9 protein-coding genes and 1 pseudogene are annotated in these 9,355 nt (G+C 37.3%); 5 read left to right on the top strand and 5 right to left on the bottom strand.

The genetic code is table 11. The features are described from left to right. The 4 genes and pseudogenes from ACFIME_RS06570 to rpsL all read right to left on the bottom strand — a co-directional run. Window positions 1-80: pseudogene (locus ACFIME_RS06570) on the bottom strand (elongation factor Tu); the annotation flags it as partial. A 62-nt stretch (window positions 81-142) separates the two neighbouring features. Next, window positions 143-2,227, bottom strand: a complete 2,085-nt coding sequence (gene fusA / locus ACFIME_RS06565) for an elongation factor G (RefSeq protein ID WP_375655072.1) — start codon at window positions 2,225-2,227, stop codon at window positions 143-145. A gap of 24 nt (window positions 2,228-2,251) precedes the next feature. Next, complete coding sequence (gene rpsG, locus ACFIME_RS06560) at window positions 2,252-2,722, bottom strand: 30S ribosomal protein S7 (protein WP_273791452.1); 471 nt, start codon at window positions 2,720-2,722, stop codon at window positions 2,252-2,254. An 18-nt stretch (window positions 2,723-2,740) separates the two neighbouring features. Next, window positions 2,741-3,112 carry a 30S ribosomal protein S12 gene (gene rpsL / locus ACFIME_RS06555; RefSeq protein ID WP_005773262.1) on the bottom strand — a complete coding sequence of 124 codons (372 nt, stop codon included), beginning with the start codon at window positions 3,110-3,112 and terminating at the stop codon, window positions 2,741-2,743. Between the two features lie 487 nt (window positions 3,113-3,599). On the opposite strand from rpsL, the gene xth reads away from it, so the two are divergent. From xth to ACFIME_RS06530, 5 genes are all read left to right on the top strand, one after another. Continuing rightward, complete coding sequence (xth, locus tag ACFIME_RS06550; RefSeq protein WP_375634813.1) at window positions 3,600-4,382, top strand: exodeoxyribonuclease III; 783 nt, start codon at window positions 3,600-3,602, stop codon at window positions 4,380-4,382. A 124-nt stretch (window positions 4,383-4,506) separates the two neighbouring features. Next, window positions 4,507-5,412 carry a transporter substrate-binding domain-containing protein gene (locus ACFIME_RS06545; RefSeq protein ID WP_375634815.1) on the top strand — a complete coding sequence of 302 codons (906 nt, stop codon included), beginning with the start codon at window positions 4,507-4,509 and terminating at the stop codon, window positions 5,410-5,412. 140 nt (window positions 5,413-5,552) lie between these two features. Beyond that, complete coding sequence (locus ACFIME_RS06540; protein WP_375662114.1) at window positions 5,553-6,305, top strand: amino acid ABC transporter permease; 753 nt, start codon at window positions 5,553-5,555, stop codon at window positions 6,303-6,305. Between the two features lie 2 nt (window positions 6,306-6,307). Continuing rightward, window positions 6,308-7,024, top strand: coding sequence for an amino acid ABC transporter permease (locus ACFIME_RS06535; protein WP_375662113.1), 717 nt, complete (start codon window positions 6,308-6,310; stop codon window positions 7,022-7,024). Between the two features lie 11 nt (window positions 7,025-7,035). Continuing rightward, window positions 7,036-7,782 carry an amino acid ABC transporter ATP-binding protein gene (locus tag ACFIME_RS06530; RefSeq protein WP_273791447.1) on the top strand — a complete coding sequence of 249 codons (747 nt, stop codon included), beginning with the start codon at window positions 7,036-7,038 and terminating at the stop codon, window positions 7,780-7,782. Between the two features lie 102 nt (window positions 7,783-7,884). Here the strand turns inward: ACFIME_RS06530 and ACFIME_RS06525 are convergent, their stop codons facing one another. Beyond that, entirely contained in the window at window positions 7,885-8,676 is a 792-nt protein-coding gene (locus tag ACFIME_RS06525) for a tetratricopeptide repeat protein (RefSeq protein ID WP_375618569.1), read from the bottom strand. Window positions 8,677-9,355 lie beyond the last annotated feature (679 nt).

Raw genomic sequence — 9,355 nt, 5'->3', positions numbered from 1 at the left:
GAGGTCTTCCCATGATCAACGTGACCAATCGTACCAATATTAACATGCGGTTTTGTTCGTTCAAACTTGCTCTTCGCCATTTGAGCTCTCCATTTTCCGTCCAAGCCAAGGACTAAGTTAAAAATTAATTACCAACCTGAAATTACGCGTATTTCTTTTGAATCTCCAAAGCAACAGCTGAAGGCACAGGCTCGTAATGATCAAACTGCATTGTATACTGCGCACGCCCCTGACTCATAGAGCGAAGAGTATTCACATAACCAAACATATTTGCCAAAGGAACCATTGCATTCACAACCGTTGCAATGCCGCGCGCTTCAGTTCCTGAAATCTGTCCCCGACGAGAATTGAGATCACCAATAACATCACCAACATAATCATCTGGTGTAACAACTTCCACCTTCATGATCGGTTCAAGAAGCTGTGCACCAGCCTTCTTTGCCCCATCACGAAAAGCCGCACGAGCAGCAATCTCAAAAGCCAAAACCGAAGAATCAACATCGTGATAGCCACCATCAATGAGAGTCGCTTTTACACCAAGCATAGGAAAGCCCGCAAGAGGACCTGACCCCATAACACTCTCAATCCCTTTTTGGACACCGGGAATATATTCTTTAGGAACAGCACCACCAACAATCTTTGACTCAAAAATAAAGTCATCACCATCATGAGGCTCAAAAACAATTTTCACACGAGCAAATTGACCTGCACCACCCGATTGTTTCTTATGCGTATAATCAATTTCCGCCATTTTAGTAATTGACTCACGATAAGCAACTTGAGGCTGCCCAACATTTGCTTCAACCTTAAACTCACGCCGCATACGATCAACAATAATATCAAGATGAAGCTCACCCATTCCAGCTATAATAGTCTGACCAGATTCCTCATCCGATTTAACACGAAATGAAGGATCTTCGGCTGCTAGACGGTTAAGAGCAATACCCATTTTTTCTTGATCTGCTTTTGTCTTCGGTTCAATTGCAATCTCAATAACAGGCTCTGGAAATTCCATCCTCTCCAAAATAACAGGCTTCAAAGGATCACAAAGAGTATCCCCTGTTGTCGTCTCCTTAAGTCCTGCAAGAGCAACAATATCACCAGCAAATGCTTCTTCAATATCCTCACGAGAATTTGAATGCATTTGAAGCATACGCCCCAAACGCTCTTTTTTCTTTTTCACAGTATTCTCAAGAGAAATACCTTTCTGAACTTTACCTGAGTAAATACGACAGAACGTCAATGAACCAACAAAAGGATCATTCATAATTTTAAAAGCAAGCATAGATAACGGAGCATCATCAGAAGATTCGCGTGTCGTCTCAGCCCCATCCTTTACATCAATACCCTTAATCGCCGGAATATCAATTGGAGAAGGAAGATAGGAAACAACAGCATCCAAAAGTGGCTGCACCCCCTTGTTTTTAAAAGCCGTACCACAAAGAACCGGATGAAACTGAACTTCTACTGTCCCCCTACGAATGAGAGAAACAAGCTGCTCGTTGGTTGGCATAACACCTTCCAAATAAGCCTCTGTCGCAGCTTCATCAACCTCCACAGCCATCTCAATCAATTTCTCGCGATATTCTTCAGCTTTCTCCTTTAACTCAGAGGGAATTTCACTTATCACTGCCGAGGCACCAATAGAACCATCCCACTTTAAAGCCTTCATTTCTACAAGATCAACAACTCCTTCAAAGTCATTTTCAGCACCAATCGGCAACTGCAAAACAAGCGCTTTAGCACCTAACCGAGAACCAACCATCTCCACACTACGATAGAAGTCAGCTCCTATTTTGTCCATTTTATTAACAAAAACCATACGAGGCACGCGATACTTCTCAGCTTGCCGCCAAACAGTTTCCGTTTGAGGCTCCACACCAGCATTTGCATCCAACAAGGCTATTGCACCATCAAGAACACGCAAAGAGCGCTCAACTTCAATCGTAAAATCAACGTGCCCTGGCGTATCAATAATATTAAAGCGACGCTTCCGACCATCTTGCCCTTCCCAAAATGTCGTTGTTGCAGCAGACGTAATCGTAATACCACGCTCCTGCTCCTGCTCCATCCAATCCATTGTAGAAGCGCCATCATGGGTCTCGCCAATTTTATGATTCTTACCGGTATAGAACAGAATACGTTCAGTCATCGTAGTTTTACCAGCATCAATATGCGCCATAATACCAAAATTACGATAATCTTCAATTTTATATTCGCGAGCCATTATATTTGCCTTAGTTTAAAACTTCTACCAGCGATAGTGAGAAAAAGCACGATTAGCTTCAGCCATACGATGAACATCTTCACGCTTCTTCACGGCAGAACCACGATTATTAGCCGCATCCATCAATTCACCAGATAAACGCTCAACCATCGTCGTTTCATTTCGACCACGTGCCGCCGCAATCAACCAACGAATAGCAAGAGCCTGACGACGATCAGGACGAACATCAATCGGAACTTGATAAGTAGCGCCACCAACACGGCGTGAACGAACCTCAATATGAGGAGCAACATTCTCTAAAGCTCGATGAAATAGAGCCACAGGATCTGTTTTTACTCTTTTTTCCACAGAATCGAGCGCACCATAAACAATACGCTCTGCAACTGATTTTTTACCATCAAACATAATGGCATTCATAAATTTCATAATAACCAAATCACCAAATTTTGGATCTGGATTAATCTCACGCTTTTCTGCTCTATGACGACGGGACATTAGCTTTGTCTCTCAATATTATTTTGGACGCTTTGCGCCATACTTTGAACGACGCTGTTTACGATTCTTGACACCCTGCGTATCAAGTAAACCACGAATAATGTGATAACGAACTCCTGGCAAATCTTTCACACGACCACCACGAATCATTACAACAGAGTGCTCTTGAAGATTATGTCCCTCTCCAGGAATATAACCAATTACCTCAAATCCATTCGTCAAGCGAATTTTAGCAACTTTACGAAGAGCAGAATTAGGTTTCTTCGGTGTTGTTGTATAAACACGCGTACAGACACCACGCTTCTGCGGATTCGACTGCAGAGCAGGAACCTTATTACGTTTAACTGGCGCCACACGCGGCTTGCGAATCAACTGGTTTACGGTAGGCATGCAACCTTCCTCTTTTCGATCTACATTGGTCTCACCCAATCGGGCTTTTCTATTTTTATTTCTATCCACCCCAACAGAATCGGAACAGATATCTAAGTCTACACACAAAATCGGGCACACCTGCAAAAAACAGTTTACCCGACCATAAGCAGAGAAGGCAATAGCCTTTTGCACTAGCATTTGCTTTTAATCTTCTTAACACCTGTGAATGATCCGGTTCATATCCAAAACACTTGATTACATTCACATCGGTTATGTCCATCTCTAATAGCGAGAACACGTACATTCGTCAAGAACTAAACAGCAGAAAGTTTTTAAAAATGAAAATAAATTAAATTTTAAAACTTTAAATTTGCTTTTACCGCTACTCTTGATAAATCAATTTACCATAGTAATATCCCCTATAAACAAAAAAACAGCGATGTGACTGTAGTAAACATAAATGCAGTAAATTGAATTGCATATTGGATATCTAATGATGAGCGCCATGAAAATAGCAACGTGGAATATTGCCGGGATAAAAGCACGACATGAAACATTATGTCAATGGCTGCAGCAAAGCCAGCCGGACATAGTCTGTTTACAGGAAATTAAAAGTATCGATGAAAATTTTCCACGCGATGCAATTGAAAGTTTAGGTTACCATATAGAAACACACGGACAAAAAAGTTTTAATGGCGTTGCGATTCTCTCTAAAAAAACACCAGATGAAGTGATCCGTCGATTACCAGGCAATGATAATGATAAACAAACACGTTACATTGAAGCTGTTTATTCAACAAACAAAGGTGTTGTTCGTGTTGCATCTCTCTATTTGCCAAATGGGAATCCTATTGAGAGTGAAAAATATTCCTATAAGATAGAATGGATGGAAAGATTATATACACATGCAAAATCATTGCTTGCGTATGAAGAACCTCTTATTCTAGCAGGTGATTATAATGTCATCCCCACTCCATTAGATGCAAAAAAACCTCAAGAATGGTATCAAGATGCCTTATTTCTTCAAGAAACAAGAAAAGCATTCCAACGTATCCTCCATTTAGGTTTTTATGATGCTATCCGGAATGTCACCGATACTCCCTCCTTCAGTTTTTGGGATTTTCAGGCAGGTGCTTGGCCTAAGAATAATGGGATTCGCATTGATCATTTATTATTATCACCAGAAGCTGTTGATCAATTAATTTGCGCTCATAGCCAAACAGAAGTAAGGGGCTATCAAAAACCATCCGACCACGTTCCTGTTTGGATTAACCTTAATATCAATTAAGAAAGTAAAATCCTCATTTCATGAGACAACAAAAAAATTCCACTCAAAAATAATAACTATGCTACAGCATATAAACAGTATATCTTAAGCAAATAAAATAAAAATAAATGAATGGAGGACATAAATGAAGAAATCATTATTAATGCTTATTGCAGCAACGTCCATTGGATTCTCAAGTTTCGCGCATGCTGAACATGATACTCTTGAAAAAATAAAACGAACAGGTGAAATTACTTTAGGTGTCCGTGAATCATCTGGTTTAGCCTACGCCCTTGGTAATAATAAATATGTAGGTTTTCATACAGAAATGGCAGAACGGATCATTGATGATATCTCAAAAAAAATTGGTAAACCAATTAAAATTCATTATCTTCCCATCACTTCTCAAAATAGAATTCCTCTCTTAAAAAATAAAACCTATGATTTTGAGTGCGGCTCAACAACACATGATATTGCCCGCAGTAAAGAAGCAGCATTTGCTTATACGACATACATTGAAGAGGTTCGGATTGCTGTAAAGAAAAACTCTAACATTAAATCTCTTGAGGATTTAAATGGAAAAACAGTTGCAACGACCACCGGTACAACATCTGTTCAACTTATTCGTAAAAATAAACGTGCAAAAAACATTCAGTTTAAAGTTTTAAAGGGGAAAGATCACGGAGATAGTTTTTTATTATTAGAATCTGGTAAGGCAGATGCTTTTGTCATGGACGCTTCAATTCTTGCTGGACATATTGCTAAATCAAAGAATCCATCTGATTATGTCATTCTTGATACTGTACTTTCAGTCGAACCTATTGCCTGTATGCTCAGATTAAATGACAAAAAATTTGAACAAACAATCAACGATAGTATCGTACGTCAGATTAAAGATGAATCACTGGAAAAGCTTTATAATAAGTGGTTTATGAAACCGATCCCACCTGCTAACACTGTTATGAACCTTCCCTTGTCAAAACAAACAAGATATGCTTGGGATCACCCAAATAATAAGCCTCGAGAAAGCTACGCAGAAAAAGATTTATAGAATTTAATAAAGAAGAACCACACTCTTTTGAAATTGAGTGTGATTTATATTTTAATTCACTTTTTAATAAATTTGGCCTATGTAGATGCGCTTGGTTTATTGCCTATTTGTGAATGACTAATTTGAGGGAATATCAATTAATGGACTTTTCTTTCCTTTGTAGAGATGACCTTACTCAAACATTGGTAACAGGATGCTTGGGAACTCCCGGTGTGAGCCATACCTATTTAGATACACTTCTCGATGGCTTTAAAAATACGGTTATATTGTCTATCACTTCACTTATCTTAGCTGTATTGTGTGGTGTTATTATAGGAACAATGCGCACTTTACCCAAAACATCCATAATCAATTATATATTTCGCACTATCGGTACTATTTGGGTAGAGATTATGCGTAATATTCCCCTCCTTGTACAAGTGTTTTTGTGGTATTTTGTTGTTCCGAAGATTTATCCACCAGCGATGAAATTTTCCCCCATTCTCTTAATAACGTGCGCATTGGGATTCTTTACATCTGCACGCATTGCTGAACAGGTTCGTTCAGGCATTGAAGCGATTCCTTCTGGACAACGCTATGCTGCTATGGCAATGGGGTTTACAACTTATCAAAGTTATCGCTATATTATACTACCACGTGCTATACGTGCAATTATGCCACCTCTTACTTCAGAAGCAATGGGGATTGTGAAAAATTCGTCTATAGCATTCGCCGTTTCAATAAATGAGCTCATGCAATTTCAATACCAAGCAATTGAAGAGGTAAGCCATGTTTACGAAAATTATTTACTTGTTACGATCCTTTATATTCTAATAGCCTTATTCGTATTCATTGTGATGACAGTCATTGAACAAATACTCAAAATTCCTAATTTTCAAATAAAGGGAAATTGAATATGATGAATTTCATAAGCTCTCAGTTTGGACTTTATTCTCCTTTCAATTTTTCCGACTTTGATTTTTCCTTTTTTACCTTTGATGTATTTCGTTCTTACATTTTATCAGGTTTACTCTTTAGCGTTTTTCTAACTCTTTTTGCAACGATATTGGGGTTTGTTTTCGGCACACTTTTAGCAATGATGCGCCTTTCTTCCATAAAACTTCTTTCTTGGTTTGCAATCAGTTACATAACAGCTATGCGTTCAATACCACTTGTGATGGTTATCTTATGGTTTTTCGTGCTTCTGCCTTTTTTAACTGGTATATCCATTGGTGCAAATAAATCAGCACTCATTACCTTTACCGCATTTGAAACGGCTTATTTTGCTGAGATTATGCGTGCTGGAATCAATTCAGTTCCGCAAGGACAAAAATATGCAGGACAAGCTCTTGGAATGACATATTGGCAAAGTATGTACATTGTCATTCTTCCTCAAGCCTTTAGAGATATGCTTCCAGTCTTTTTAACACAAGTTATTATCCTTTTTCAGGATACAACCCTTGTTTATGCCATCAGTGGTCATAGCCTTTTGAATGGTTTTGATATTGCTGCTAATAATTTTGGTGTAAAGCAAGAAGCTTATATCTTAGCAGCTGTTTTCTATTTTGTTATCTGTTTTACACTGTCACAAATAGTTTTGTATTTACAAAAAAAAGTATCCATTATTCGCTAACAGGAAAAAAAATGTCTACTCATATGATCGAAATAAAAAATGTTTCTAATTGGTATGGCGAAATTAAAGTCCTTAAAAACTGTACAACCAACATTAATAAAGGAGAAGTCGTTGTCGTTTGTGGTCCATCAGGCTCAGGAAAGTCAACACTCATTAAAACTATTAACGCTCTCGTCCCTTTTCAAAAAGGTGAAATTTGGATTAATGGAATACCTGTTCATTCAAAAAAAACGAATCTGCCTAAATTGCGAAGTCAGGTAGGAATGGTGTTTCAACACTTCGAGCTTTTCCCCCATTTATCTGTCACAGAAAATTTGACAATTGCACAAATCAAAGTCCTAAAACGAAGCAAAAAAGAAGCACTTGAACGTGGATTGTTATATCTTGAACGCGTTGGACTCATTGAACACAAAGATAAATATCCTGGTCAACTTTCTGGAGGGCAACAACAACGTGTTGCTATTGCACGTGCCTTAACTATGGATCCACTTGTCATGCTTTTTGATGAACCAACATCTGCTCTAGATCCTGAAATGGTAGGTGAAGTACTCGATGTCATGATTAGCTTAGCAGAAGAAGGTATGACGATGATTTGTGTAACCCATGAAATGGGATTTGCACAAAAAGTCTCGGAGCGTGTTATTTTCATAGATCAAGGAACAATTCTTGAAGACTGTTCATCTAAAGAGTTCTTTTCTGATCCGCAAGCAAGAAAACCGAGAACGCAAGAATTTTTGTCTAAAATCCTAAGTCATTAGCCATTAGATTATCAAAAAAAGCTATCTTTACTATGAACTTGTATACAAGAAAACAGAGTTTAATATAAGATGAGAGAATGTAAAAATATTACAATCAGATGTTTAAAAACTGTTATTCTTTAAAATCTCAGCAACCAGTGAAATTGCTGTACGTCTCTCAGATTCATTACAAAGAGCAAAAGCCTGTTCTTGCAAAGGATGAATCCAATTTTTGTCTTTTACGTTAGCTTTTTCATAGGCAGCAGTTAACATTGCTGCCCCACGGACAATTTTTCCTTCTTGAAGCAGTATATTTCCAAGCATTGCTTGGGCAGAAGGATTTCCTTTTTTTGCTGAAAGTTGAAACCATCGTGCTGCTTGTATAAGATTCTTCTCCCTTCCCTCTCCCTTTAAAAATATTTTTCCTAAATGATACTGAGCTTTAGGATTTCCATAGTTTACCGCAGCCTGCATATAAAGATGAGCAGCATAAGAAGGATCAGGTTTCACAGGTGATTGAGGAATACCTTTTTTTATATATCTCGCAAGTTTAACCAATGCATCAGAAACATAACTTTCATCCTCTGAACCAAGATCAGCACCTTTTTCAACAATATATGCAAAAAAATTATATGCCTTATAATCATTTTTAGGGACACCATCACCGTTTGCATAGATAGAGCCAAGTTTCCAATTCGCACCAATATGGCCTCTCTTAGCTGCACAACGTAATGCTGCAATAGCCTGATTTATATGCCCATTTTTATAAGCAGACATGCCACGTTTAAAAAAATAAAACGAACCATCATTCGCTTCTTGCAAGCTATTGACATCTATTACATAAACAGTCGAAAAGAATCCCCCTAAAATCACAACAATCGTGACTTTTTTCCATATCTGAAACCTATTAACCATTTCCCCCCCCTATCTCAATTTTAATGATTATATCTGTTACAAATTTCTTTGTAGATATTTAAACTCTTTTTCTTAGTAAGAAGCATACGCGATTTTAAAGTAAAAATTTTAAAAGAAAAGACAAATAGATAAAAATCATCCAAAATGTTCGATAAAATTAAGTATCCATTTTTATATACAACAAATTGATTTTTAAATATAAATCATCATTCTATATTTTGTAACACATCCTTTAACATTCTAAGCTTTATCGATCTTAAAATTTTATACGTATGAGTAAAAATCGTTCAATAAAATAACGTACATTAAACAGCAACTTGAGAATGAAGAGAATACATGATGAATGGTAAGCGTTTAAATATAAAAAACAATACGAAAGATGGATAAATATAATGATGATAGTTAACTTATAACTTCACGACTGCCTTACCACCTTAAAGATGAAGTTTTTTGTCTCCGTCAATCTATAAACAATACAAGCTTTTTGTTTAACGGATTGCACCTGACATCATTTCACATGGGGTTACTTCATACTTTACACACAAGTTCTACCTCAGAATACTCACCACTACATACAAAAAATACCACATGTGTAATTTTACATGCCTTATATTGCTACTCTAAATGATGATATTTTACAGAAATAAAACAATGTTTTGATTTATAATGATAATTTACC

The sequence above is a fragment of the Bartonella sp. AP1QHHD genome, assembly GCF_042196265.1.
GTDB lineage: Bacteria > Pseudomonadota > Alphaproteobacteria > Rhizobiales > Rhizobiaceae > Bartonella.
The sequence above is the reverse complement of the archived record's forward strand: the minus strand, read 5'-3'. Positions and strand labels throughout refer to the sequence as shown.

Bases quoted from the DNA above. Each gene is read 5' to 3' on its own strand.
- fusA (WP_375655072.1), bottom strand. From the start codon at position 2,227: ATGGCTCGCGAATATAAAATTGAAGATTATCGTAATTTTGGTATTATG.
- rpsG (WP_273791452.1), bottom strand. From the start codon at position 2,722: ATGTCCCGTCGTCATAGAGCAGAAAAGCGTGAGATTAATCCAGATCCA.
- rpsL (WP_005773262.1), bottom strand. From the start codon at position 3,112: ATGCCTACCGTAAACCAGTTGATTCGCAAGCCGCGTGTGGCGCCAGTT.
- xth (WP_375634813.1), top strand. From the start codon at position 3,600: ATGAAAATAGCAACGTGGAATATTGCCGGGATAAAAGCACGACATGAA.
- ACFIME_RS06545 (WP_375634815.1), top strand. From the start codon at position 4,507: ATGAAGAAATCATTATTAATGCTTATTGCAGCAACGTCCATTGGATTC.
- ACFIME_RS06540 (WP_375662114.1), top strand. From the start codon at position 5,553: ATGGACTTTTCTTTCCTTTGTAGAGATGACCTTACTCAAACATTGGTA.
- ACFIME_RS06535 (WP_375662113.1), top strand. From the start codon at position 6,308: ATGATGAATTTCATAAGCTCTCAGTTTGGACTTTATTCTCCTTTCAAT.
- ACFIME_RS06530 (WP_273791447.1), top strand. From the start codon at position 7,036: ATGTCTACTCATATGATCGAAATAAAAAATGTTTCTAATTGGTATGGC.
- ACFIME_RS06525 (WP_375618569.1), bottom strand. From the start codon at position 8,676: ATGGTTAATAGGTTTCAGATATGGAAAAAAGTCACGATTGTTGTGATT.